Annotated in this window: 23 protein-coding genes; 12 read left to right on the top strand and 11 right to left on the bottom strand. The window is 62.1% G+C overall.

The window, feature by feature from the left end:
- Positions 1-3: 3 nt before the first annotated feature.
- Genes CQ041_RS04780 through folE2 form a run of 3 tightly spaced genes read right to left on the bottom strand, consistent with a single transcriptional unit; the run spans position 4 to position 2425 of the window.
- The gene (locus tag CQ041_RS04780) at positions 4-870 is read right to left on the bottom strand and encodes a metal ABC transporter permease (RefSeq protein ID WP_105521330.1); all 867 of its coding nucleotides are present in this window, start codon (positions 868-870) and stop codon (positions 4-6) included.
- Positions 870-1538, bottom strand: a complete 669-nt coding sequence (locus CQ041_RS04775) for a metal ABC transporter ATP-binding protein (protein ID WP_105521329.1) — start codon at positions 1536-1538, stop codon at positions 870-872. The genes CQ041_RS04780 and CQ041_RS04775 overlap by 1 nt, the downstream gene beginning before the upstream one ends.
- The gene (gene folE2 / locus CQ041_RS04770; protein WP_105521328.1) at positions 1535-2425 is read right to left on the bottom strand and encodes a GTP cyclohydrolase FolE2; all 891 of its coding nucleotides are present in this window, start codon (positions 2423-2425) and stop codon (positions 1535-1537) included. Before folE2 ends, CQ041_RS04775 begins: the two co-directional genes overlap by 4 nt.
- Positions 2426-2554: 129 nt before the next feature.
- Between folE2 and CQ041_RS04765 the strand changes: the two genes are divergently transcribed.
- Positions 2555-3745, top strand: coding sequence for an N-acetylmuramoyl-L-alanine amidase (locus CQ041_RS04765; protein ID WP_105521327.1), 1191 nt, complete (start codon positions 2555-2557; stop codon positions 3743-3745).
- Here the strand turns inward: CQ041_RS04765 and CQ041_RS04760 are convergent.
- Positions 3742-4110, bottom strand: coding sequence for a glutamine synthetase (locus CQ041_RS04760; RefSeq protein ID WP_105521326.1), 369 nt, complete (start codon positions 4108-4110; stop codon positions 3742-3744). The genes CQ041_RS04765 and CQ041_RS04760 overlap by 4 nt on opposite strands.
- 126 nt (positions 4111-4236) lie before the next feature.
- Here CQ041_RS04760 and dksA point away from each other — a divergent pair, with 126 nt between their 5' ends.
- From dksA to CQ041_RS04740, 4 genes are read left to right on the top strand one after another with little or no spacing between them, the layout of a single operon-like run.
- A complete protein-coding gene (dksA, locus tag CQ041_RS04755) occupies positions 4237-4641 on the top strand; it encodes an RNA polymerase-binding protein DksA (protein WP_105521325.1) in 405 nt (134 codons plus the stop codon).
- 26 nt (positions 4642-4667) lie between these two features.
- The gene (gene zigA / locus CQ041_RS04750; RefSeq protein ID WP_105521324.1) at positions 4668-5876 is read left to right on the top strand and encodes a zinc metallochaperone GTPase ZigA; all 1209 of its coding nucleotides are present in this window, start codon (positions 4668-4670) and stop codon (positions 5874-5876) included.
- Positions 5876-6520 (top strand): DUF1826 domain-containing protein, encoded by a 645-nt coding sequence (locus CQ041_RS04745; RefSeq protein ID WP_105521323.1) that lies wholly within the window; start codon positions 5876-5878, stop codon positions 6518-6520. Before zigA ends, CQ041_RS04745 begins: the two co-directional genes overlap by 1 nt.
- Before the next feature lie 44 nt (positions 6521-6564).
- On the top strand, positions 6565-7527 hold the full coding sequence (locus CQ041_RS04740; protein ID WP_105521322.1) for a GTP-binding protein: 963 nt from the start codon (positions 6565-6567) through the stop codon (positions 7525-7527).
- Here the strand turns inward: CQ041_RS04740 and CQ041_RS04735 are convergent.
- Complete coding sequence (locus CQ041_RS04735) at positions 7521-7916, bottom strand: DUF3301 domain-containing protein (protein ID WP_105521321.1); 396 nt, start codon at positions 7914-7916, stop codon at positions 7521-7523. The genes CQ041_RS04740 and CQ041_RS04735 overlap by 7 nt on opposite strands.
- A gap of 117 nt (positions 7917-8033) precedes the next feature.
- On the opposite strand from CQ041_RS04735, the gene pdxY reads away from it, so the two are divergent.
- On the top strand, positions 8034-8906 hold the full coding sequence (gene pdxY / locus CQ041_RS04730; protein ID WP_105521320.1) for a pyridoxal kinase PdxY: 873 nt from the start codon (positions 8034-8036) through the stop codon (positions 8904-8906).
- Positions 8907-8997: 91 nt separating this feature from the next.
- Here pdxY and CQ041_RS04725 read toward each other — a convergent pair whose 3' ends face one another.
- Positions 8998-9474 carry an acyl-CoA thioesterase gene (locus tag CQ041_RS04725; RefSeq protein WP_017739034.1) on the bottom strand — a complete coding sequence of 159 codons (477 nt, stop codon included), beginning with the start codon at positions 9472-9474 and terminating at the stop codon, positions 8998-9000.
- A gap of 291 nt (positions 9475-9765) precedes the next feature.
- Here CQ041_RS04725 and CQ041_RS04720 point away from each other — a divergent pair, with 291 nt between their 5' ends.
- Positions 9766-11529 carry a cation:proton antiporter gene (locus CQ041_RS04720; protein WP_105521319.1) on the top strand — a complete coding sequence of 588 codons (1764 nt, stop codon included), beginning with the start codon at positions 9766-9768 and terminating at the stop codon, positions 11527-11529.
- Between the two features lie 37 nt (positions 11530-11566).
- Here CQ041_RS04720 and CQ041_RS04715 read toward each other — a convergent pair whose 3' ends face one another.
- From CQ041_RS04715 to uvrD, 3 genes are all read right to left on the bottom strand, one after another.
- Positions 11567-11974 carry an SMI1/KNR4 family protein gene (locus tag CQ041_RS04715; RefSeq protein ID WP_105521318.1) on the bottom strand — a complete coding sequence of 136 codons (408 nt, stop codon included), beginning with the start codon at positions 11972-11974 and terminating at the stop codon, positions 11567-11569.
- Between the two features lie 135 nt (positions 11975-12109).
- On the bottom strand, positions 12110-12985 hold the full coding sequence (locus CQ041_RS04710) for a Tim44 domain-containing protein (RefSeq protein WP_105521317.1): 876 nt from the start codon (positions 12983-12985) through the stop codon (positions 12110-12112).
- 302 nt (positions 12986-13287) lie between these two features.
- Positions 13288-15471, bottom strand: coding sequence for a DNA helicase II (uvrD, locus tag CQ041_RS04705; RefSeq protein WP_105521316.1), 2184 nt, complete (start codon positions 15469-15471; stop codon positions 13288-13290).
- A gap of 247 nt (positions 15472-15718) precedes the next feature.
- Between uvrD and CQ041_RS04700 the strand changes: the two genes are divergently transcribed.
- The 3 genes from CQ041_RS04700 (at position 15719) to CQ041_RS04690 (ending at position 19970) form a co-directional block, all read left to right on the top strand.
- Entirely contained in the window at positions 15719-18592 is a 2874-nt protein-coding gene (locus CQ041_RS04700) for a GGDEF domain-containing phosphodiesterase (RefSeq protein ID WP_105521315.1), read from the top strand.
- Positions 18593-18753: 161 nt separating this feature from the next.
- Positions 18754-19620, top strand: a complete 867-nt coding sequence (gene hexR, locus CQ041_RS04695; RefSeq protein ID WP_017739023.1) for a transcriptional regulator HexR — start codon at positions 18754-18756, stop codon at positions 19618-19620.
- Between the two features lie 152 nt (positions 19621-19772).
- Positions 19773-19970: a PA3496 family putative envelope integrity protein gene (locus CQ041_RS04690; protein WP_081609292.1), complete on the top strand. Its 198-nt coding sequence runs from the start codon at positions 19773-19775 to the stop codon at positions 19968-19970.
- On the opposite strand, the gene CQ041_RS04685 is transcribed toward CQ041_RS04690, so the two are convergent.
- Positions 19900-20874: a LysR family transcriptional regulator gene (locus CQ041_RS04685; RefSeq protein WP_105521314.1), complete on the bottom strand. Its 975-nt coding sequence runs from the start codon at positions 20872-20874 to the stop codon at positions 19900-19902. The genes CQ041_RS04690 and CQ041_RS04685 overlap by 71 nt on opposite strands.
- Positions 20875-21069: 195 nt before the next feature.
- Between CQ041_RS04685 and CQ041_RS04680 the strand changes: the two genes are divergently transcribed.
- Positions 21070-22485 carry an acetyl-CoA carboxylase biotin carboxylase subunit gene (locus CQ041_RS04680; protein ID WP_105521313.1) on the top strand — a complete coding sequence of 472 codons (1416 nt, stop codon included), beginning with the start codon at positions 21070-21072 and terminating at the stop codon, positions 22483-22485.
- Between the two features lie 11 nt (positions 22486-22496).
- The gene (gene oadA, locus CQ041_RS04675; RefSeq protein WP_105521312.1) at positions 22497-24305 is read left to right on the top strand and encodes a sodium-extruding oxaloacetate decarboxylase subunit alpha; all 1809 of its coding nucleotides are present in this window, start codon (positions 22497-22499) and stop codon (positions 24303-24305) included.
- A 77-nt stretch (positions 24306-24382) separates the two neighbouring features.
- Here the strand turns inward: oadA and CQ041_RS04670 are convergent, their stop codons facing one another.
- Positions 24383-25615, bottom strand: a complete 1233-nt coding sequence (locus CQ041_RS04670; protein ID WP_105521311.1) for an autotransporter domain-containing protein — start codon at positions 25613-25615, stop codon at positions 24383-24385.
- Positions 25616-25704: the final 89 nt, after the last annotated feature.

Below are 25704 nucleotides of genomic sequence, written 5' to 3'. Positions count from 1 at the left end.
ACCTCATTGGGACGTAAGCAAAGGCGGGCGGCGCAGCAAGCCGTGCACCGGCCCGAAGACCACGGACAGCAGGTAGCCGGCACCGGCCACCAATACGATGGCCGGGCCGCTGGGCAGCGAGTAGTAGAACGACAGCAACAGGCCGAGCCACACCGACAGGCAGCCCAGCAACGCTGATACCGCAATCAGCACCGGCAGCCGTCGGCTCCAGAAGCGCGACGCGATGGCCGGCAACATCATCAGGCCTACCACCATCAGGGCACCGATGGCCTGGAAGCCGATGACCAGGTTCAGCACCACCAGGGTCAGGAACAGCCCGTGGGCCAGCGGCCCGAGGCGGCTGACGGTTTGCAGGAACAAGGGGTCGAGCGTGTCCAGCAGCAGCGGTTTGTAGATCACCGCCATCGCGATCAGGCTGAAGCCGGTGACCCAGAGCATGCCGGTGAGGGTGGTTTGATCCACCGCCAGGGCGGAGCCGAACAGCAGGTGCAGCAGGTCCAGGCGTTTGCCGGCAAGGCCGAGGATCAATACGCCGGCAGCGAGAGAGATGGGGTAGATGGCCGCAAGGCTGGCGTCTTCCCGCAGGCCGGTGCGGCGAGTGATCCATGCGGAAAGCCCCGCCATGCCCAGGCCGGCACCGAGTCCGCCGAGGGTCAGGGCGGGCAGGCTGAGGCCGGCAAACCAGAAGCCCAGCGCGGCACCGGGCAGGATGCCGTGGGCGACCGCGTCACCGATCAGGCTCATGCGCCGCAGGATCAAAAACACGCCGAGCGGCGCGGTGCTGCACGCCAGCACGAGCCCGCCGATCAGGGCACGGCGCATGAAAACGAAGTCGACAAAGGGCATCCACAGGTGGGCGGCGAAGTGCATCAGGCCACCTGCAGGTGGGGTTGTGGGCGGATCAACCGTTTGCTGTCGCCGAACACGCAGCCGCTGCTTTTGAGCTGCAGCACTTGCTGGGTGTGCTGGCGGACGGAGGCAAGGTCATGACAGACCACGATCAGCGTGCGGCCCTGGGCGTGCCAAGCGTGGATGTGTTTCCAGCACAGGGCCTGGCCCTCTTCGTCGAGGGCGGCGTGCGGTTCGTCGAGCAACAGCACCGGCGACTCGGCCAGGCTCATGCGGGCGAGCAGGGCACGTTGCAGCTCGCCGCCCGACAGCGCCATCAATGGGCGATGTTGCAAGCCGCGCAGGCACCAGTCTTCCAGAACGGCTTCAAGGCGTTCGCTGCGTTGTGGCGCCGTGAGCTGACTGCCCCAGAAGCCGGCGGCAACCAGCTCTTGCAGGCTGATCGGGAACTGTCGATCAAGGTGCTGTTGCTGAGGCAGGAATGACAGGCCGCCTCGGCGTGGAACCTCTACGGCCACCTTGCCCGCCAAGGGCTTTTGCAGGCCGGCGATGACTTTCAGCAGGCTGCTTTTACCGGTGCCGTTGGCGCCGATGATACCGGTGAGGCTGCCGCGTTCCAGGGTGAGGTCCAGCGCAGGCGTCAGCGGTTGGCCGGGAGCGCCCCAGCGCAAGGCGGTGCAGGTGATCATGCAGGGTGTCTCGTCCAGCGGCTTTCAGCCACGGCATCATGCGCGTGCAGGCTTTCGGCGTGGATCACTTTGAGGTGGAAGGCTTTGACGGCATCCGAGCGTTTCAAGGCGAGGTTCAGGCGGCGGGCGGCGTCTTCGCAGAACATCAAGTTCTGCCCGTTGGCCAGGGCAAAGGCTTGTTCGTCCGCGCGTTTCACTGCGGTTTGTACGGCCGTGCCGAGGGCGGCTTCGGCGGTGTTGATCAGTTCGGCCAGAGGCAAGTCTGCACCCTGTAACTGAATAGTGAGCTGCGCGGTGCTGCGCTGGCTGTGAGGCGTGGCGACGATGCCGTTGGCACTGCCAAGCCACGTCAATACGTCTTCATGTTGTAGCGCTGTGTTGGCGAAATCTTCGAGAAACTGCTGCTGAATCAACTGCCTGGCGAGGGCGGCTGAGCATGGGCACGTTGAGGAGTAAGCCACGTCAATTTTTAGTTCCACGTGGAACATCTGGTTTTCCAAGCGCGCTTCGATGCTCACCGGGTAGGCCTTCCAGCCAGCCAGAGGGCTGATGAGTGCCGGGCGCTTGCGCAACAAATCGGTATGGATGCGCAGGTAGGCGTTCTTAGATAAACCTTCATGAGTGTCGAGGAAACGCTGCAGTACATTACGCAGAAGTGCCGGCGTGAGGGTCTGCTGGTCGAGCATTTCCAGCGCCAGGTAAAGGCGCGACATATGGATACCACGGGCTTCGCCATCATCCAGGCTGACGCCGGCGTCGGCGGTGGCAGTCAGACGTTGGCCGTCGATGACAATGGGCAGGGCAATTCCACACATGCCCACCCAGTCGAGTGGCAAGGCTTGGCGTGAAGCCTGCGCGGCGATATCCGGCAGAGTCAGCGCATTCATGAGCAGGTCCATCGTTGGAAATAAAAAGACATGTTATATTATAACGATTGAGTCGACGATGGTTTTTCTGCCCCAATCTTTTTTCAGTCATGTCGAGTAGGGACGCTCCTTCTATCTGCGATATTTTTCATGCACAGACGTCAGCTCCTTAACCTGCTGCTGGTCAGCCCTTTCTTCACATTGCCGTTTGCCGCCCACGCCACACAGATCCGCAATGCGCGACTGTGGCGCTCGGATGACAAGCTGCGGCTGGTGTTCGACCTCAGCGGCCCAGTGCAGTACAAGACCTTTTCCCTGACGGCACCGGAGCGCTTGATCATCGACCTCAGTGGTGCAGGGCTCAGTGGTGATTTCTCCCAGTTGGCCTTGAAGAACAGCGGCATTACCGCGATCCGTTCGGGGCATTTTGGCAAAAACGACACGCGTATCGTGCTGGACCTGGCGGCGCCGATGCAGCTCAACAGCTTTGTCTTGCCACCGCAGGATGGGCAGGGGCATCGCCTGGTATTGGACCTGAGCAGCGCCACCCAGGCGCCACGTCAGATTGCGGCTGAACCCAAGCCTGCGCACCTCAAGCGCGACATCATCGTGGTGGTCGACCCCGGCCACGGCGGTAAAGACCCCGGCGCGGTGGGCGCCAAAGGCCAGCGCGAAAAAGACGTGGTGCTGTCCATCGCCCAGTTGCTGGCCAAGCGCTTGAAGCGTGAAAAGGGTTTTGACGTGAAACTGGTGCGCAACGACGACTTCTTCGTGCCGCTGCGCAAGCGCGTGGACATCGCCCGCCAACACAAGGCCGATATGTTCATCTCGGTACATGCCGACGCCGCCCCACGGCTCACGGCCTCCGGCGCTTCGGTGTATGCGTTGTCCGAAGGCGGCGCCACATCCGCTACCGCGCGTTTCATGGCCCAGCGCGAAAACGGTGCCGACCTGCTGGGGGCGACGACCTTGCTCAATCTCAAGGACAAGGACCCGATGCTGGCCGGCGTTATCCTGGACATGTCGATGAATGCCACTATCGCCTCCAGCCTCCAGTTGGGCAGTTCGATCCTCGGCAGCCTGGAAGGCATCACCACCCTGCATCAAAAACGCGTGGAACAGGCCGGGTTCGCGGTGCTCAAGTCACCGGACGTGCCGTCGATTTTGGTGGAGACCGGATTTATCTCCAATGCCCGGGACGCCGAGCGCCTGGTCACCGCGCGCCATCAACAGGCCGTAGCGGATGGCCTGTTCGAAGGGTTGAAAACCTATTTCGAAAAGAACCCGCCAATGAACAGCTACATGGCTTGGGCGCAGGAACAGCAACGTGGCCAGGTCTAACAGCCCGTCAGACGATTGCAGGTGAACGTGGCGCTGGCTCCGCCCGAACTGGAAAACCGGTTGATCGTGGTCCAGCCCACCCGCCGTGTGTAACCCACCCAGGCCTCGCCGTCCGATGCCAGGCCGGTAAAGAACGTCAGTTGCCCATAACGGCTGTTGGTCTGTGCCCAATAGCGTTTGCCGATCACTTCAACGCCGCGCAGATACGTGGTGTTGCCCACCGTCGCCACGCTGTAGGCATTGCCTTGCGGGTCCACGCAGGCCAGCAGGTTAGCGCTGCGCGTGCACTTGGCCAACAGGCTCGGTGCCTGGGCGCAGGCAGGGCCTGCCATTGCCAGCAGGAGGGCGCATACCAGGGGTTTCATGAGGTTTCTCGGGGCGGGGAGGGGCTCAAGCATTGCGCCCTTCGTCATGTGGAGCAAGAGGGATTGGCTTATTTGCATTGTTATACTATAACATTAAAAATCAGCCTGACCCGTGAACTGCTCTCCATGACTGAACAAGACCTGCTGGCCCAACCGCCCGCCGACTACATGAACGAAGCCCAGCAGGGCTTCTTCCGCGACTTGCTGCTGACCCAGCGCAACGAACTGCAAGCGCGCATCGACGCCGAGTTCATGGTGTTGCGCGAGCAGGAACCCAACAGCGACCCGGCCGACGTCGGCAGCGCCGAAGAGCAGCGCCAATGGCAACTGCGCCTGCTGGAGCGGGAAAAGAAGCTGCTGGACAAGATTGACGACGCCTTCGAGTTGCTGGCTCGCGGCGAATACGGCTGGTGCCGCGAAACCGGCGAACCCATCGGCCTACAGCGTTTGTTGCTGCGTCCTACCGCCACCCTGTGTATCGAAGCCAAAGAACGTGAAGAGCTGCGCGAACGCCACAAACGGGCGATTTGACCGGCCAACCTGATGAGGAATACCTGATGCCCAATCGTCTCCCCGTTACTGTGTTGTCCGGTTTTCTCGGCGCCGGTAAAAGCACGTTGCTCAACTACGTCCTGCGCAACCGCGAAAACTTGCGAGTGGCGGTGATCGTCAACGACATGAGCGAAATCAACATCGACGGCAGCGAAGTCCAGCGCGATGTGACCCTCAACCGTTCCGAAGAAAAACTGGTGGAGATGAGCAACGGCTGCATTTGCTGCACCCTGCGTGAAGACCTGCTGGAAGAAGTAGGAAAACTCGCCAAGGAAGGTCGCTTTGATTACCTGCTGATCGAATCCACCGGCATTTCCGAGCCGTTGCCTGTGGCCGAAACCTTCACCTTTCGCGATGAAAACGAGCAAAGCCTGGCCGACATCGCGCGCCTGGACACCATGGTCACTGTGGTCGACGGCATGAATTTCCTGCTCGACTATCAGGCCGCCGAAAGCCTGGCCTCACGCGGTGAAACCTTAGGTGAGGAAGACGAGCGCTCGATTACCGACCTGCTCATCGAGCAGATCGAATTCGCCGATGTGATCCTGATCAGCAAGATCGACCTGATCAGCAGTCGCGAACGCGAAGAGCTGATGGCGATCCTCGAACGCCTCAACGCCCAGGCGGAAATCATCCCTATGGTCATGGGCGAAGTGCCGTTGCACAAGATCCTCAACACCGGCCGTTTTGACTTCGAGCGCGCCGCCCAAGCGCCGGGCTGGCTGCAGGATTTGCGCGGTGAGCATGTGCCGGAAACCGAAGAGTACGGCATCGCCTCCACGGTTTACCGCGGGCGCCGTCCGTTTCATCCGCAGCGGTTTTTCGACTTTATCGACCGGCCGTGGGTCAACGGCAAACTGCTGCGCTCCAAGGGCTTCTTCTGGCTGGCCAGCAAGCACCAGGACGCCGGCAGTTGGTCCCAGGCCGGCGGCTTGATGCGCCATGGGTTTGCCGGACGCTGGTGGCGGTTTGTGCCGAAAAGCCAATGGCCCCAGGACGAAGAAAGCGTCGCGGCGATCATGGGCAACTGGCAACTGAGCACCGGCGACTGTCGCCAGGAACTGGTGTTTATTGGCCAGAACATCGACTTCACCCGCCTGCGGGCCGAACTGGATGCGTGCTTGCTCAACGATGAAGAAATGGCCGTGGGCGTCGAAGGTTGGCGCCTGCTGGCGGATCCCTTTGGCCCTTGGTATGAGGAGGCAGCCGCCTGATGCTGGCCCCGGTGATTCCCCTGCGCCCCGTGATCCGCCAGACCGCCGGCGAGACCCCGCTGGCGCTTTCCGAAATCCTTGAAGACGGCGTGAACCTGGCGCTCTGGCAACGCCAGTTGCCCCTGCATATCGCCGAGTTCGGCGCCTTGCTGGTGGCGTTGAATGAGCCGCTGGCCGACGCCCTGGTGATTGAACTGGCCAACGAAGATGCCGTCCCCAACTTGCAGGGTTTGGCGGCCAGTTGTCGCGATCTTGAAGGCTATGAAGGGTTTATCGCCGATGTGGCGTGGCTGGTCAGCGCATTTGCCTGCCTGCTCGGCGCCAAGCGAATCGGCGTGCGCCTGCGCCTGCTCGACAAGGCCATGTGCCCGCGTTTTCACGTCGATCACGTGCCGGTGCGGCTGATCACCACCTACGCCGGGATCGGCAGCCAATGGTTGCGGGAAGGGGTGATGGACCGGCGCAAATTGAGCCAGGCGCAAGCCGAACCCCACGAGCGCATCGAGCAGATTCACTGCGGTGAAGTGGCGCTGCTCAAGGGCACCCAATGGCACGGCAATGAGGCCTATGGCCTGATCCACCGCTCGCCTGCGCTCAAGGCTGATGAGCGCCGCTTGATCCTGACGCTGGATTGGCTCGCATAACCGCGTAGGATCAAACGCTCTACACGGTCTGAACGATGCCACTCATGCTGCAGAACATTCCTACCCACGTGATTGCCGGGCCCTTGGGCGCCGGCAAGACCAGCCTGATCAAGCACCTGCTCGCCCAACGTCCGATTAACGAGCGCTGGGCGGTGCTGATCAACGAGTTCGGGCAGATTGGCCTGGACGCTGCGCTGTTGACCCAGGATGACGACGGCATTGCCCTCGGCGAAGTCGCCGGCGGCTGTTTGTGCTGTGTGAACGGTGCACCGTTTCAGGTAGGACTGGGCCGCTTGTTGCGTAAGGCCAAGCCGGATCGTTTGTTCATCGAACCGTCCGGGCTGGGGCATCCTGCGCAGTTGATCCACCAACTCAAGCAAGCACCCTGGCAGGACGTGCTGGCCGTGCAGCCCTGCGTTCTGGTGCTGGACGCCCAAGCCCTCGCGGCGGGCAAACCCTTGCCCCAGTCCCAGCAAGAGGCGTTGGCCAGTGCCGGTCTGCTGGTATTGAACAAGGATGAATCACTGCAAGCTTCCCAGCGCCAGGCGATCGAGCGCCAATTGCCGGATTGCCCGCTTTACTGGACGCGCCAGGCGCAATTGCCGTTGGCGCAGTTGCCTGGCCTGCAGCAAAAAGCCAGCGTCGCTGTAGACGAGGTCGACGTGCCCAAAGGGCTCGCGCAGATGCCGGCGATCTGGACCGATCCCGCGCTCCCCATCTGTTTGAGCCAAGGCCAGGAGGACGGTTGGAGTATTGGCTGGCGCTGGCACCCGAGCCAGCAATTCGATACCCGACGCCTGCACGCATGGCTCGCAAGCCTTGCGTGGCGCCGCGCCAAACTGGTTATCCACAGCACCGACGGCTGGGTCAGCGCCAACGCTGTGGATAACAGCCTGCTCGCCTGGCAACCCAGCGAATGGCGCCGTGACTCTCGGATTGAGTTGATTTTCAGCACGCCACAGGACGTGGCCGGGTTGCAAACGGCGTTGGCCGCCTGCCGTCAGTGACGGTTCTTGCTTGCGTGGTCCTGACGCCACTGGCTGAGTTCGATCACGTCGGCGCTGGGCAGCGGCGTCTTGATCTCGAACGGGTAGGGCGCCAATTCGATGTGCGCGCTGTGGGCGCCGAACTGGGTGATGGTGCCCGGATGACGGGCCTCGCCGGTGACGGTGAACTCGAAGTTATAGATGCGCGCCAGACGACGCCGACCCTGGCCATCCTTCACAAACCCGATGCGCTTGAGCGCCACTGCGCCATCGAGCAGCTCGATGTCGAGCTTGGCGCAATGCTGCTTGACCCGCTCCAGCGCGCGCTCGCGCAAGCCGTGGTTGTGCCACACCCACGCGGCAGCGGTCGCCAGCAGCATCAACACGAAGATATTTCCCAGGGTCAGCATGCGAAAAACTCCAACTAAGTGAGAGCAGCTTAACTGTGTCGCTGGTCTGTCGTACAGGCTGCGTTTAGTCGCATACTGCGCGGCCAGAATTTCAACGGCTTTACGGAAATCCCCTGCATGAAACGCACACCTCATCTGCTTGCGATCCAGTCCCATGTGGTCTTCGGCCACGCCGGAAACAGCGCCGCCGTGTTCCCCATGCAGCGGGTCGGGGTAAATGTCTGGCCGTTGAACACGGTGCAGTTCTCCAACCACACCCAGTATGGACACTGGGCCGGCGAAGTGTTGGCGCCGCAGCAAATTCCCGCGCTGGTAGAAGGGATTGCCGCGATTGGCGAGTTGGGCAACTGCGACGCCGTGCTCTCGGGCTACCTGGGCAGTGCGGATCAGGGCCGTGCGATCCTCACTGGCGTGGCGCGTATCAAGGCCATCAACCCCAAGGCGCTTTACCTGTGCGACCCGGTCATGGGTCATCCGGAAAAAGGCTGCATCGTGCCCCAGGAAGTCAGCGACTTCCTATTGGATGAAGCGGTCGCCATGGCCGATTTCCTGTGCCCCAACCAACTGGAGCTGGACAGTTTTTCTGGTCGCAAGCCGCAATCGCTGTTCGATTGCCTGGCGATGGCCAAGGCGCTGCTGGCACGTGGGCCCAAGGCGGTGTTGGTCAAGCATCTGGATTACCCGGGCAAGTTGCCGGATGGCTTTGAGATGTTGCTGGTGACCGCTGAAGGCAGTTGGCACCTGCGCCGCCCGTTGCTGGCGTTTCCACGGCAGCCGGTGGGGGTGGGGGATTTGACGTCAGGGCTGTTCCTGGCGCGGGTGCTGCTGGGGGACAGCCTCGTGGCGGCCTTTGAGTTCACCGCCGCGGCAGTGCACGAAGTACTGCTGGAAACCCAGGCGTGCGCGAGTTACGAACTTGAACTGGTGCGCGCTCAGGATCGCATTGCCCATCCGCGCGTGAGGTTCGACGCTACCCCGATAGATCTCTGAGCACACGGATCTAGCCGCAGGCACAACCATGTGGGAGGGGGCAAACCCCCTCCCACATTTGATCCAGTTTCAATCCTGGGATTCAGGCGCCTCAGCCCTTGATCTCCTGATAGCGCTTTTCCAGTTCCTGACGAATCTGCCGGCGTTGCTGGGCCTGCACGAACCGGCGCTTGTCTTCGCTGTTGTGCGGCTGCAGCGGCGGCACGGCGGCGGGTTTGCGCTGGTCGTCCACCGCCACCATGGTGAAGAAGCAACTGTTGGTGTGGCGCACCGAGCGCTCGCGGATGTTCTCGGTCACCACCTTGATGCCCACCTCCATCGAGGTGTTGCCGGTGTAGTTGACCGATGCGAGGAAGGTCACCAGCTCGCCGACGTGGATGGGTTCGCGAAAAATCACCTGGTCCACGGACAGCGTCACGACGTAGCGACCGGCATAACGGCTCGCGCAGGCGTAGGCGACTTCATCGAGGTACTTGAGCAGGGTGCCGCCGTGGACATTGCCGGAGAAGTTGGCCATATCAGGGGTCATCAGCACTGTCATCGACAGCTGGGCGTTTCCGGGTTCCATAGCACACTCACGGGTTGTAGGCATTGGTTGGGGGGCACCTCTGCGGGTGCTGCACTCTTTGCATCGCCATCTCTAACGGGACGCCGGCGGGCGGCTTGCCGTCACGCGGGCGCCGATCTGTTTCCATATATTGCACCGGCTTTCTGTCACAAGTCGCGGTGTTAACCTTCAAAAGCCCATCTCAGGGCATTTCTTACGATCAAGGCCGACTTTTCCTTCCGCACTTCGCGATATTTCAACGGAGCGGGCGGAAGTGGGAAAAGCGCCAGTACCCTCAAGGAGCCCCTCGCCATGCACGCCATCAGCTTTATCCAGGACTTGGCCGTGATCATGCTGGTGGCAGGGGTTGTCACCATCCTGTTTCACCGCCTCAAGCAGCCGGTGGTGCTGGGTTACATCGTCGCCGGCTTCATCATCGGCCCCCATACCCCTCCGTTTGGCCTGATCCACGACGAAGACACCATCAAGACCCTCGCCGAACTGGGGGTGATCTTCCTGATGTTCTGCCTGGGCCTGGAATTCAGCCTGCGCAAGTTGTTCAAGGTCGGCGCCACGGCGTTCATCGCGGCCTTCCTCGAGATCATCCTGATGATCTGGATCGGCTACGAAATCGGCCAGTGGTTCGACTGGAATACCATGGACTCGCTGTTCCTCGGCGCGATCCTGGCGATTTCCTCCACCACCATCATCGTCAAGGCCCTCAATGACCTGAAGATGAAAAACCAGCGCTTCGCCCAATTGATTTTCGGCGTGCTGATCGTCGAGGACATCCTGGGCATCGGCATCATCGCCTTGCTGTCGAGCATCGCCGTGAGTGGCACGGTCAGCTCCGGCGAGGTGTTTTCCACGGTCGGCAAGCTCTCGCTGTTCATGATTGTCGCGCTGGTGATCGGCATTCTGCTGGTGCCCCGCCTGCTGGCCTACGTGGCCAAGTTCGAAAGCAACGAGATGCTGCTGATCACGGTATTGGGCTTGTGCTTTGGTTTCTGCCTGCTGGTGGTCAAGCTGGAATACAGCATGGTGCTGGGCGCGTTCCTGATCGGCGCAATCATGGCCGAATCCCGGCAGTTGATTAAGATCGAGCGCCTGATCGAGCCGGTTCGCGACATGTTCAGCGCGATCTTCTTTGTGGCGATCGGCCTGATGATCGACCCGCAGATCCTGTTGCAATACGCCTGGCCGATTGCGGTGATCACCGTGGCCGTGGTGCTGGGCAAGATGCTGTCCTGCGGCCTGGGGGCGTTTATCGCTGGCAACGACGGCCGTACTTCACTGCGGGTGGGAATGGGGCTGTCACAGATTGGCGAATTCTCCTTTATCATCGCGGCGCTGGGGATGACGCTGCAAGTGACCAGCGACTTCCTGTACCCAGTGGCGGTGGCGGTTTCAGCGATCACCACCTTGTTGACCCCTTATTTGATTCGCGGCGCCGACCCGCTGTCGCTCAAGATCGCCTCGATCATGCCCCAGCGCATGAGCCGGGTGTTCGGCATGTATGGCGAATGGCTGCGCAGCATCCAGCCTCAGGGCGAGGGCGCGATGCTGGCGTCGATGATCCGCAAGATCATCCTGCAAGTGGGGGTGAACCTGGCGCTGGTGGTGGCGATCTTCTTCACGGGCAGCTTTTTCGCGACACGCATCGGCGGGTATCTGGAGGGCTGGATCAGCGATCCAAGCTGGCAGAAGGCGTTGATCTGGGGCGGGGCGTTGCTAGTGTCGCTGCCGTTTTTGATTGCGGCGTACCGCAAGCTCAAGGCGCTGTCGATGCTGTTGGCGGAGATGAGCGTGAAACCGGAAATGGCCGGGCGGCATACCCAGCGTGTGCGGCGGGTGATTGCGGAGCTGATCCCGATCCTGTCGCTGCTGGTGATCTTCCTGCTGCTGGCGGCGCTGTCGGCCAGTATCCTGCCGACCAACAAGCTGCTGGTGCTGATTGCGGTGGTGACGGCGGCGGTAGCGGCGGTGCTCTGGCGGTGGTTCATCCGCGTGCATACACGCATGCAGGTCGCCTTGCTGGAGACCCTGGATAACCACAAAGATACGCCAGAACACTGATTAGCTGTCTGGAGCCGGCCAGCCGGCTCCTGGGCGGTCAGCTTTCCAGCCAGACGTCTCGCGCCCAGTGCCACACCGATTCCCAGGACTCTTCAGTGACGAGTTCTTCTTCGCCGGACCACAGCACCACGGTGCCGTCTTCCTCGACGCAGTAATAGTCGTCGCCGTCCTGGCAGATCGGGATCAGCTCGCGAGGTACGCCGATGTCCCAGGCATTGGCCGCGACTTCCGGCAGGTAGGTGTGCGAGCCAGGATCGGTGATGGTGACTGGCTCCAGGCTGCCGTACACCACATCGCTGACAGTCAGCAGGAATTCCTTGAACACGAACGGGATGTTGATGAACAGCTGTTCCTCGACTTCCACCAACTGATCTTCGTCAGGCAGTTCCAGAGGAACCGGCACCGGTTCGTTGGCTTCACGCAATTGTTCGATGATTTCTTCCACGGCCGGGATCCTCTTGCTGATGGCGCGGTTAATAGGGGCGTTTTATACAGTAGCTCGCTATAAGTGCAACCGTGAAATAGAAAACCCCGGAACATGTCCGGGGTTTTTGTTACTGCTTGTTCAGGCGTGCGGTGTTCAGCCGTTCTGGCGGATACCGGCAACCAGCCAAGGCTGGTTCTCGCCTGGGGCGCGTTCCATGTTCCAGCTTTCGCTGAACACTTCGCCCTGGTCGAAGCGCGAGGTCTTCGACACACCGCTGAAAGTCAGGGTGGCGATGGTCTTGTCGGCGCGGTCATCCACACCTTCAAGCTGCACGCGCAGGTCGTCGATGTAGGTCGACTGGAAGCCGTCGCCCAGGTCGGCACGTTCGCGCTTGAGGAACTCCAGCAGTTGCGGGGTCACGAACTCGGAGATCTTGTCCATTTCGTTGGCGTCCCAGTGCTGTTGCAGGGACTGGAAGTGGTTGCGGGCCGCTTCGACGAAACGCTCTTCGTTGAACCAGGCTGGCGCATTGATCACCGGACGAGCAGCGGCAGGTGCTGCCGAACCACCGCCAAAGATCGAGCCCATGGCAGGCTTCTGCTCGAACACTTCACGCTGCATCGGCGCGCCGGCGGGAGCCATATGCTCCTGCTGCTTGCGACGACGGGCGGCGATAAAGCGGAAGATCACAAAGGCGATGACCGCCAGGATCAGGATGTCGAAGATTTGCATGCCCTGGAAGCCGCCGCCCATGAACATGGAAGCGAGCAGGCCACCGGCGGCGATACCGGCCAGAGGGCCCAACCAGCGCGAAGCACCGCCGGCCTTGGCAGCGGCGCCGGCAGCACCGGCTGCGCCTGCGGTCGCGGCTGCACCGCCCATGCCGCCTGCGGATGGAGCCATCTGGCTGGTCTGGTGAGACGGCGCTGCGCCCGAGCTTTTGCCGCCACCGAAGCGTTTGGCGTTGGCGTCGAGGCTCATCGTCAGGCCGATGCACAACGCCATGGCGATGCTAAGAAAACGTTTCATATAGGGAATTCCCATTTGTGGATTGCACGCGCGCCATGTTGCACAGGTGGAGTGACAGTGGCTAGCGACATAATGTTTCGGGCTTTTGCGTAGGACCGATTCAGAAGGGTCTGTAGGACTAAATACAGATATTGGCCCGGCGGATGAAAAAACAAGGGATGACCGACGGCCTGTGTGGCTAACCGGTCTTTGCAGGCGCGAACATGCTCGCGAAATGTGCCCAGCCAACGCGTATATCCAGCATGCCCGCGTTATCGTTGGCGATCTTCGCGAGCACGCTGGCTCCTGCAAGGGGAGGGGCCTCAGATGGCTTCGAGCTTGGCGTAGCCCATCATCAGCCACTTGCTGCCTTCGGCAAAATTCACCTGCACCCGCGCCTGGGCGCCCGCGCCTTCGAAGTTGAGGATCACCCCCTCGCCGAAAATCGCATGCTTGACCTGCTGGCCCAGGCTGAACGCCGTTTCCGGAATCTCGGAACCGGCAAACAGGGTGCTGGCGCTCTGCTGCTGGCCACCACCGAACGGACGGCTGACACTGTTGGACAGGCGCACTTCCTGGATCAGGCCTTTTGGCACCTCACGCACGAAGCGTGACACCTTGTTATAGGTCTCGCTGCCATACAGGCGTCGGGTCTCGGCATAGGTCATGACCAGGTTCTGCATCGCCCGGGTGATGCCCACGTAGGCCAGGCGACGTTCTTCCTCAAGGCGGCCGGGCTCTTCCAGGCTCATCTTGTGGGGGAACAGGCCTTCTTCCATGCCCACCAGGAACACATACGGGAATTCCAGGCCCTTGGCACTGTGCAAGGTCATCAGCTGGATGCTGTCTTCATGCTCATCGGCCTGGGTATCCCCGGCCTCCAGCGATGCGTGGCCGAGGAACGCGGCGAGCGGCGTCAGCTCTTCGTCTTCCTCGGTGTTTTCGAACGCACGGGCGGCGCTGACCAGTTCCTCAAGGTTTTCGACCCGGGCCTGGCCTTTCTCGCCTTTTTCCGCTTCGTGGTAGGCGATCAGTCCGGACTGTTCGATCACCGTCTGAGTCATCAGGTGCAGCGGCATTTCTGCGCATTTGGCGGCAAGGTTCTCGATCAGCTCGACAAACACCCCCAGCGCCCCGGCTGCACGGCCGGTCAGGCCTTTATTGACGATGAGCAAGCGCATGGCTTCCCACATCGACACATCGGCATGGCGGGCGTGGTCGCGAATGGCTTCGACGGTTTTCTCACCGATGCCACGGGCCGGGATATTGATCACCCGCTCCAGCGCCGCATCGTTGCCACGGCCTTCGAGCAAGCGCAGGTAGGCCATGGCGTTCTTGATCTCGGCACGCTCGAAAAAGCGCTGGCCGCCATAGATGCGGTACGGGATGCGCTCGCGCAGCAGGGCCTCTTCCAGCACCCGCGATTGGGCGTTGGAGCGGTACAGGATCGCGATATCACTGCGCGCCAGGCCGGTTTTCAGCGCGCTTTCGATGGTTTCCACCACATAGCGCGCTTCATCGTGCTCGTTGAACGCGGCATAGAGGTTGATGGCTTCGCCTTCGCTGCCGTCGGTCCACAGTTCTTTGCCCAGGCGCCCGGTGTTGTTGGCGATCAAGGCGTTGGCGGCCTTGAGGATCCCGGCGGTGGAGCGGTAGTTCTGCTCCAGGCGGATGGTTTCCGCGTCCGGGAAGTCCTCGGAATACTGGTAGATGTTCTCGATCTTCGCGCCACGCCAGCCGTAGATCGACTGGTCGTCGTCGCCCACCACCATCAGGCTGTCGCCGCCTTTGGCCAGCAGGCGCAACCAGGCGTACTGCACGGCGTTGGTGTCCTGGAATTCGTCCACCAGGATGTGGCGGAAGCGCTTCTGGTAATGGGCCAGCAAGCCTGGGTTGTCTCGCCACAGATCGAGGGCACGCAGCAGCAATTCGGAGAAGTCGATCACGCCGGCTCGCACGCAGGCGGCCTCGTAGGCTTCATAGATGCTGCGCATGGTGGCCAGGAACAGGTCACCGCTGGCCTGGATGTGTTGCGGGCGCAGGCCTTCGTCTTTCTGGCCGTTGATGAACCACTGCGCCTGGCGCGCCGGCCAGCGTTGTTCGTCGAGGCCCAGCTCGCGGATCACCCGCTTGACCAGGCGTTGCTGGTCGTCGCTGTCCAGGATCTGGAAGGTCTGGGCCAGGCCCGCTTCCTGCCAGTGCGCCCGCAACAGGCGGTGCGCCAGGCCGTGGAAGGTGCCCACCCACATGCCGGCCGGGCTGATGCCCATCAACTGCTCGATGCGGTGGCGCATCTCGGCAGCGGCCTTGTTGGTGAAGGTCACCGACAGGATGGAATGCGGGGACGCGTTCTCGACCTGGATCAGCCAGGCGATACGGTGCACCAGCACTCGGGTTTTACCGGAGCCAGCACCGGCCAGGACCAACTGACGGCCAACGGGGGCCGCTACGGCCTGGCGTTGGGCATCGTTGAGGGAGTTCAGCAAAAGAGAGAGATCATCGCGCATCGGCGCATTCTATGGCCCCCGAGGGAGTGGGGCAAATGCCAATGCCGGGCGGTCGATGCAAAACGGTCGGGGTGATGACCGGTCGGTCAATGGCCGCAGGCCGCGCAGCGTCTCGCTCAAGCCGTCTGGCGCGATGATCTGCGCTGCATGACCGGGCGGTTTTAATAACCGGGACCAGTTTGGCCCGGGCGTTCGCTTGTGTATGCTCCGTCGACGTTTCGGGCTCACCATTATAAGAACACTGCCTATGACCCTCAGTCCCGACCTGCTCGGCCCCGCGACGGCGCCCGCGCAGGTTCTTCGCAAACACTACGCCACCGAGATGGCGGTAGAACGTACACGCCTGCTGTATCAGGGCTCGTTGCTCCCCACATTATTGATGCTGGTCAACGGCCTGGTGTGTGCCTGGTTGCTGTGGAACCCCAGGCAATACCTGTTGGACAGCGTCTGGCTGGTGTGGCTGCTGGCCCTGGTGGCGATGCGAGTGATCCAGGTCGCGGCGTTCGATTCCGCCATGCCCAGCCGTCAGGCGCAGCCCGTGTGGCGGCGCATGTTCATGCTGGGATCGGCGGTCAGCGGCCTTACATTGGCCATGGCCGCCATCGCTCTGGTGCCGGTGGACAGTTTCATGCAGCAGGCCTGGGTGTTCGGCCTGATCGGCGCAGCCACGCTGTCGGCCAGCGTGGCCTATGCCGTGAGCCTGCCAGCATTCCTGTCGTTTGCCTTGCCGTGCCTGGTGCCGGCCATCGTCTACCTGTTCTGGGACGGTGCCCCGCAGCAGCAGGGTTGGGGCGTGCTGGGCCTGATCCTGCTGGCGTCCCTGAGCCTGGTGGCGTGGCAGGTCAACCGCCTGATCCAGCGCGGGTTATTGCGGCGCTTCCAGAACCAGGCGCTGATCGAGCATCTGCAGCAGGCGCAGCAGCGCAGCGAGCAACTGAATGCGCAGTTGATGGGCGAAGTCGAGCAACGTCGCCTGGTTGAACAGGAACTGCGCGAGGCGCAGATCGGCCTGCAGGACCGCGTGGCCCAGCGCAGCCAGGAGCTGGACGCTGCCAGCCTGGCCCTGAATAAAAGCGAGGCGCGCCTGGCCATGGCGCTGCAGGCCAGCGAACTGGGGCTGTGGGACTGGAACCTGCAGACCGACGAAGTGCACCACACTCAACTCAAGGAGCTGTTCGGTCTGGAACCCGAATACGTCACGGCCATGCTCAGCCATCTCAAGCCGCGCCTGCACCCCGACGACTTGCCGCTGCTCAAGCGTGCACTGGTGGAGCACCTCAAGGGCCGCAGCGAGGACTATCAGGTTGAATACCGCGTGCGTCATGGTGCGGGCCACTGGGTCTGGATCGAAGACCGCGGCCGCGCCGTCGAACGTGCCCCCAGCGGGCGGGTCACGCGCATGTTGGGTACCCGCCGTGATATCAGCGCCGGCAAGGCCCTGGAAGAACAGCAGCGCCTGGCATCGACGGTCTTCGAGGCCGCCAGCGAAGGCATCGTGATCCTCGACCCGAATTACTCGCTGATTGCCGTCAACCAGGCCTTCAGCCGCGTGACCGGTTTTGACATCGACGACATGCTTGGCCGCAACGTGGTGGAGCTGCCCAGCAGTCGCGATGCGCGCCGCCATTTCCCGGTGATTCGCCAGGCGCTGCTCAGCCACGGCACCTGGCAGGGCGAATTGGTGGAGACTCGCAAGAACGGTGAGTTGTACCCGCAGTGGTTGCAACTGAATGTCGTGCGCGATATTCGGGGCAATGTCAGCCATATCGTGGGTTTCTTCGCCGATCTGTCGGCGCGGCGTGAGTCCGAGGAACGCATGCGCTACCTCACGCACTATGACGAGTTGACCGGCCTCGCCAACCGTTCGCTGTTCCGCGAGCGGCTGCGCGAAGCGCACACCCGCGTGCGCCAGGGCGGGCGCAGCCTGGCGTTGCTGCATATCAACCTGGACCGTTTCAAGCTGCTCAATGACAGCCTCGGCCATGAAGTCGCCGACCAACTGTTGCAGAAAATGGCGCGCCGCCTGATCAACGCCTTGCCCGAGGCCGACACCATTGCGCGGCTGTCGGGGGATGAGTTTGCGGTGTTGTTCGATGCCTACGCCAACCTGTCGAGCCTGGCGCGGGTGGCCACGCGGTTGCTGGCCAAATTGCGGGTGCCGGTGACGGTGGACGGGCATGAGCTGGTGGTCAGCGCTTCGATGGGGGTCAGCCTGTTGCCGGATAACGCGCGGGAAATTTCCGCGCTGGTCAGCCAATCCAACATGGCCATGCAACACGCCAAGCACCTGGGCGGCAATAATTTCCAGTTTTATACCGACAGCCTGCAAGCCAGCAACCTGGAGCGCCTGCAGCTGGAAAACCACCTGCGCAAGGCCATCGACGAACGCCAGCTCACGGTGTTCTACCAACCCAAACTGTGCCTGGCCAGTGGCAAGCTGAATGCCGCAGAAGCCTTGATCCGCTGGGAGCATCCGCAGTGGGGCATGGTGCCGCCGTGCGACTTCATCGGCCTGGCCGAAGAGACCGGCCTGATCGTGCCGCTGGGGGAATTCGTGCTGCGCCAGGCCTGCTGGCAGGCGTGCGAGTGGCAGCGCCAGGGGCTGGCGCCGATCCGGGTGTCGGTGAACCTGTCGGTGCACCAGTTGCGCCAGGGCAAGCTGGTCAGCCTGGTGCGCCAAGTGCTCGAAGAGACCGGGCTGGACCCGCAATACCTGGAGCTGGAGCTGACCGAAAGTCAGCTGCTCGACAGCGTTGAACACATCATCGCCAATTTCCAGCAACTGCGGGACCTGGGGGTGAAGCTGGCCATCGACGACTTTGGTACCGGTTATTCGTCCCTGAGCTACCTCAAGCGCATCCCGGTGGATTACGTGAAGATCGACCAGACCTTTATCCGTGGCCTCGGCCAGGGTCGGGAAGACGCGGCCATCACCCGAGCGATCATCGCCATGGCCCATGGGCTGGCGCTCAAAGTGGTGGCCGAAGGCGTGGAAGATCAGCAGCAACTGGACTTCCTGCGGGTGGAGCGTTGCGACGAAGTGCAGGGCTACCTGGTCAGTCGGCCGATGCCCGCCGAAGGGCTGGCAGATTTGTTACGGGAAAATGCAGATTTTCCCTAGTGTGGCCTGCGGCGCCCATGGGGCTACACGGCGGCTGTCCTTGGAATCAAAGGCCAGCAGGGCGATTTAGTGATGCGTCAGACGGGCAAAACGACAATTCTTGTAGTATAACTACAAGCTTGCTACATCCCTGGCCCTGCCCATAACAAGAGTCCTGCCCTTTGAACCTGTTGCAACATATCGCCCAGTCGCGCCACCTGTTACGCAAATCGGAACTCAAGGTTGCCGATCACGTGCTGCTTGACCCTGCGGCCGTGATGCACAGTTCCATGGCCGACCTGGCCCACAGTGTGGGCATCAGCGAGCCGACCATCGTGCGTTTTTGCCGTGCCATCGGTTGCTCCGGGTTCCAGGACCTCAAGCTCAAGCTGGCCCAGAGCCTGGCGGCCGGTGCGAGCTTCGGGCAGTTTGCGATCCATGAAGACGACTCCGTCGCCGACTACAGCCTGAAAATCTTCGACACCACGCTGCACACCCTGATGGAGGTGCGCGAAAAGCTCGACCCGATCGAGCTGCAAAAAGCCGTGACGGCCATGTCCCAGGCCCAGCGCGTGGAGTTCTATGGCTTTGGCGCTTCCGGCGCGGTGGCGGCCGACGCCCAGCACAAATTCTTCCGACTGCTGCTGACGGCAGCGGCCTACAGCGACCCGCACATGCAGGCGATGTCGGCGGTGACGTTGAAGCCTACCGACGTGGCAATCTGCATTTCCCAGTCCGGCCGCTCCAAGGACCTGCTGATCACCGCCAACCTGGTGCGTGAAAGCGGCGCGACGCTGATCACCCTGTGCCCGAGCCAGACGCCACTGGCGGAGCTGTCCACGGTCAACCTGGCGATCGACGTGCATGAAGACACCGAGATCTACACGCCACTGACCTCGCGGATCGCCCATCTGGTGGTGATCGACGTGCTGGCAATGGGCGTGGCCATGGCGCGCGGCCCGAGCCTGGTCAACCACCTCAAGAGCGTGAAGCGCAGCTTGCGCAGCCTGCGTCTGTCGCCCAAGTCCGTCAAAGCCCTCGACGACTGATCCCAGGGCAACATGTGGGAGGGGGCAAGCCCCCTCCCACATTTGGATTTCCAACAGGTCAGGAATATTCATCGTCCTGTCATCCCCGCGCCGCTAAACCGTCATCGCCCAAGCCCATCCTGAACTCCCGTACTCGCATTGGGAGACTCGAAATGGCCCGTCCCTACGAAGACAGCAACAGCGCCGTAAAAACCCGTCGTCAGCAGGAAGACCAGCGCCGTATGGCGTTCCGTCGCGCAATCGAAGACCGTTGCGAGGAGCGCCAATTGCTCCAGAGCATCAGTGACTATCCGGAACTGCATTGGCAGGCACCCGTGGCTGCCCAGCGAAACGCTCAGCCAGCGCGCTGATCTGCACCCGTTCGCTGCGGATAAAGCCCAGGAACGCGTGAGCCACCGGTGACAGGCGCTTGGCCTTGGCCTGTACCAGGCACCAACTGCGGTACAGCGGCAGTTCCTCCACCGGCAGCTCTTTGAGCCCGCCGGTGGCCAGCTCCATGTTGACCGCGTGGCGAGTCAGCAAAGCTACGCCCAGTCCTGCGCACACACATTCACGCTGCGCCTCGGCCGAGGCCACTTCCACCGTCTGGGTGAAGTGCACGCGCTTCTCTTTGAAATATTCCTCGCAGGCCAGCCGCGTGCCGGAGCCCGGCTCGCGCAGCAGCAGCGTGTAGGGTTCCAGGTCCTGCAGGCGCAGCGGACCTTGCAGGCTCAGCGGGTGATCGGGTGGCGCCACGGCGACGATCGGATTGTTGAGGAATGGCAGGAATTCCAGGCCCATGTCCTGGGGCACCATGGACATGATCACCAGGTCATCGCGGTTGTCCGAGAGCCGGCGAATCACCTGGGCGCGGTTGACCACCGTCAGGTGCAGTTGCACTTCGGGATGCTGGCGCTTGAAGGCGGCAAACAGGTGCGGCACGAAATACTTGGCGCTGGACTCGATCGCCAGCTTCAACTGGCCTTGCAGCGAACCCTGCATGTCCGATAACTGCATGTCGAGGTTTTCCAGGCGCCCGAAGATATCGCGGCTGGCCCGCTGCAGGGCTTCAGCGGCCTCGGTCATGTAGAGCTTTTTGCCGACATAGTCGAACAATGGCTGGCCAATCAGCTCTTCCAACTGACGAATTTGCAGGCTGACGGCCGGTTGCGTGAGCGACATTTCCTCGGCAGCGCGGCTGTAGGAGCGCAAATCGCACACTTCATTGAAGATCTGCAATTGACGCAATGTCATACGCATCAATGACTTACGCATTTTTAGACCGCTCCCGCCAAACCTGAAGGGCCAACTATAAGTCTTTACTTATGCACGACCCAATAATTATTGATTTTTGTTAATCCCTCGGCCGGCTTAGTGTGTGTCTCGCGACTGTCATGAAACATTTGGTCACGCGCCGACCCGGGTCTAGCGGGTCGAAGAACGCAGCAATCGGCTCAAGGGAATTTCCAAGTGATAAAAAAGATCCTGATCGCCAACCGTGGTGAAATTGCCGTACGAATCGTGCGTGCCTGCGCCGAGATGGGCATTCGCTCGGTCGCGGTCTACTCCGACGCCGACCGGCACGCGTTGCACGTCAAACGTGCCGACGAAGCCCACAGCATTGGTGCCGAGCCCCTGGCCGGTTACCTGAACCCGCGCAAGCTGGTGAACCTGGCGGTGGAAACCGGTTGTGATGCATTGCACCCCGGCTACGGTTTCCTGTCGGAAAACGCCGAACTGGCAGACATCTGTGCCGAACGCGGGATCAAATTCATCGGTCCTGCCGCTGAAGTGATCCGCCGCATGGGCGACAAGACCGAAGCTCGCCGCAGCATGATCAAGGCTGGCGTACCGGTTACTCCCGGCACCGAAGGCAACGTCGCCGACATCGCCGAGGCCCTCACCGAAGGCGACCGCATTGGTTACCCGGTGATGCTCAAGGCCACCTCCGGTGGTGGCGGTCGCGGTATACGTCGTTGCAACAGCCGCGAAGAACTTGAACAAGCCTTCCCTCGCGTGATTTCCGAGGCCACCAAGGCCTTCGGGTCGGCGGAAGTGTTCCTGGAAAAATGCATCGTCAATCCCAAGCACATCGAGGCGCAGATCCTCGGTGACAGCTTTGGCAACGTGGTGCATTTGTTCGAGCGCGATTGCTCGATCCAGCGCCGTAACCAGAAGCTCATCGAAATCGCCCCAAGCCCGCAACTGACCCCTGAACAGCGCGCCTACATCGGCGACCTGTCGGTGCGTGCGGCCAAGGCCGTGGGCTACGAGAACGCCGGGACCGTGGAGTTCCTGCTCGCCGAGGGCGAGGTGTACTTCATGGAGATGAACACTCGGGTGCAGGTGGAACACACCATCACCGAGGAAATCACCGGGATCGACATCGTCCGTGAGCAGATCCGCATCGCTTCGGGCCTGCCGCTGTCGGTCAAACAGGAAGACATCCACCACCGTGGTTTCGCGTTGCAGTTCCGTATCAACGCCGAAGACCCGAAGAACAACTTCCTGCCGAGCTTCGGCAAGATCACCCGTTACTACGCGCCCGGCGGGCCCGGTGTGCGTACCGACACGGCGATCTACACCGGTTACACCATCCCACCGTTCTACGACTCCATGTGCCTGAAGCTGGTGGTGTGGGCGTTGACCTGGGAAGAAGCCATGGACCGCGGCCTGCGTGCCCTGGACGACATGCGCCTGCAAGGCGTGAAGACCACCGCCGCTTACTACCAGGAAATCCTGCGCAACCCGGAATTCCGCAGCGGCCAGTTCAACACCAGTTTCGTGGAAAGCCATCCTGAGCTGACCAACTACTCGATCAAGCGCAAACCCGAAGAGCTGGCCCTGGCCATCGCCGCCGCCATCGCCGCCCACGCAGGCCTGTGAGGAATACAACAATGTCCAAGAAAATCTTTGTCACCGACACCATCCTGCGCGACGCCCACCAATCGCTGCTCGCCACCCGCATGCGCACCGAGGACATGCTGCCGATCTGCGACAAGCTAGACAAAGTCGGCTACTGGTCCCTGGAAGTCTGGGGCGGCGCAACCTTCGACGCCTGCGTCCGCTTCCTCAAGGAAGACCCGTGGGAGCGCCTGCGCCAACTGCGCGCTGCGCTGCCCAACACACGCCTGCAAATGCTGTTGCGTGGCCAGAACCTGCTGGGCTACCGCCACTACAGCGACGACGTGGTCAAAGCTTTTGTCGCCAAGGCTGCCGTGAACGGCATCGACGTGTTCCGCATCTTCGACGCCATGAACGACGTGCGTAACCTGCGCGTGGCCATCGAAGCGGTGAAAGCCGCCGGCAAGCACGCCCAGGGCACCATCGCCTACACCACCAGCCCGGTGCACACCGTCGAAGCGTTCGTGGCTCAGGCCAAGCAGTTGGAAGCCATGGGTTGCGACTCCATCGCGGTCAAGGACATGGCCGGCCTGCTGACGCCGTTCGCCACCGGCGAGTTGGTCAAGGCGCTGAAAGCCGAGCAGAACCTGCCGGTGTTCATCCACTCCCACGACACCGCCGGCCTCGCCGCGATGTGCCAGCTCAAGGCTATCGAGAACGGTGCCGATCACATCGATACCGCCATCTCCAGCTTCGCCTGGGGTACCAGCCACCCGGGAACCGAGTCGATGGTTGCCGCCCTTAAAGGCAGCGAGTTCGACACCGGCCTGAGCCTGGAATTGCTGCAGGAGATCGGCCTGTACTTCTACGCCGTGCGCAAGAAGTACCACCAGTTCGAAAGCGAATTCACTGCGGTCGATACCCGTGTGCAAGTCAACCAGGTACCGGGCGGGATGATTTCCAACCTGGCCAACCAGCTGAAAGAGCAGGGCGCCCTCAACCGCATGAGCGAAGTGCTGGCCGAAATCCCGCGTGTGCGTGAAGACCTCGGCTTCCCGCCGCTGGTCACTCCGACCTCGCAGATTGTCGGCACCCAGGCGTTCTTCAACGTGCTGGCCGGCGAGCGCTACAAGACCATCACCAACGAGGTGAAGCTCTACCTGCAAGGCGGCTATGGCAAGGCGCCGGGCACCGTGAACGAGCAACTGCGTCGCCAGGCCATCGGCAGCGAAGACGTCATCGACGTGCGCCCGGCCGACCTGCTCAAGCCGGAAATGACCAAGCTGCGCGGTGAGATCGGCGCGCTGGCCAAGTCTGAAGAAGACGTGCTGACCTACGCCATGTTCCCGGACATCGGCCGCAAGTTCCTCGAAGAACGCGACGCTGGCACCCTCGCGCCGGAAGTGTTGCTGCCTATCCCAGAAGCCGGCGGCGTTGCCCGTGCCGGTGGCGAAGGTGTGCCGACCGAGTTCGTCATCGACGTGCACGGCGAAAGCTACCGCGTGGACATCACCGGTGTCGGCGTGAAGGCCGAAGGCAAGCGTCACTTCTACCTCTCCATCGATGGCATGCCCGAAGAAGTGGTGTTCGAACCGCTCAACGAGTTCGTCGGCGGCGGCAGCAGCAAGCGCAAGCAAGCCAGCGAGCCGGGCCATGTGAGCACTGCGATGCCCGGCAATATCGTCGACGTGCTGGTCAAGGAAGGCGATGTGGTCAAGGCCGGCCAGGCCGTGCTGATCACCGAGGCGATGAAGATGGAGACCGAAGTTCAGGCCTCCATCGCCGGCAAAGTGGTCGCCGTGCATGTGGTCAAGGGCGACCGGGTGAACCCTGGCGAAATCCTGATTGAAATCGAAGGCTGATCCGGCCTTCGACACTACCGCTTAATCCTCGGGGGGGCAGGTGCCCCCCTTTTTTTTCGCCTGGCATTTGATCCGGGTCAGAACGTCATTCGCCATTGGCCCATCAGGCCCTGATTGCTGGCGTGGGTGCCGGTTTCAGCCGTGTAGGCCAGGCCGACGGCGTGGCGAGGTGTGAGTGTCAGGTCCAGCCCTGTCACCAGGTTGAGGCTGTTGCGGTCCAGGGATGTACCCCGGACGCTGAAGTCTTCGACCGCGCCCGCGCGGAAGGACTGGCGCACGCTGCTTTCAACATCACCGTAGAGGTGCTTCCATCCGGCACTCAGGTGCGGGGTGAGGATCACCTGATTGTCGAACCGAACCGCTTTGGCCAGGCGCAGGCCCAGGGTGCTGCTCAGGTTCTGCTGAGTTTGAGCGTGCACCTTCAGCGCGGCCGCCCCGCCGTGTTCCTTGAAGCTGTCACGCTGGTAGCGCTGGTAGCCCAGGCCGGCAAACGGCTCGATGCTGTAGTCCTCGCCTCCCAGTTGGTACCCCGCTTCGGCGAACGCGTTCTGGCTCGTCGCGTCGTAGCGGCCCTGGAGTGTCTGCTTGCGGCCCGCGAGATCGATCGTGCGTTGGTTCTTGCCCGCGTGGCTGCTGTAGATCGCCCCCAGGCGCAGGGCCAGGGGGCCGTCCTGGCGCACGGCATAAGCGCCCAAGTGCCAGTTGTCCAGATCAGCCGAAAACCGTTGGGCATCCAGGCGGCCGGTGGATTTTGCCCCCAGCACGCCAACCCGCCAGGCGTGATCGATTGCCCAGTCAGCCCCCAACAGCAGGCCCTGAGTAGCGGTGTCGAGCCCGGTGCTGCCGCGCTGGCCATCCACGTCGCCCTCATTGCCCAGGTTCTTCACCCAGAAATGCCCGGCGTCGTCGCTGGGCAGTGCGCGCAGGGTGTCGAGCAACCGGTTGCCGAGGTGTTGCGTAGTGCCTTGGGTGGCGGCGGCGAGGTTGGCGTTGTGGCTACCGGCCAATTGTTCGAGGGCCGCGCCGAGGCCGCCGGGTTGGGCAGCCAATTGCGCCGCATATTGTTCCATCGCCTTGATCTGCTCCGACGTCAGCTGGCCCGATTGCAGCAGTCTGCCCAGCGCAGGGTCCAGCACGCGGGCGACCTGCTGGCCGTTGTGGGTGGTGGCTTGCCGGGTGAAGTAGTTATCGATGGGTGAAGCGGTGGGCTGAGGCGTGTACCCGGTAGCACTGCGTGCCTGGGCGGGTTGCAGGCTGGCGGCCATGGCAAGGCTGATGAGAAGTATGATTCTGCGGGGTGTCATGGGCATGGATTCCCAACCTCTTGTGAATGAGGTCCGAAATTTAGCGAGGGGGCAGGGGGATAACTGTCAGCCCTTGGGCTGCCGGCTTGCAGGAG

It is taken from the genome of Pseudomonas sp. MYb60, assembly GCF_002979555.1.
Lineage (GTDB): Bacteria > Pseudomonadota > Gammaproteobacteria > Pseudomonadales > Pseudomonadaceae > Aquipseudomonas.
Note: the sequence above shows the minus strand (reverse complement) of the source record. Positions and strands in the feature narration are given on the sequence as shown.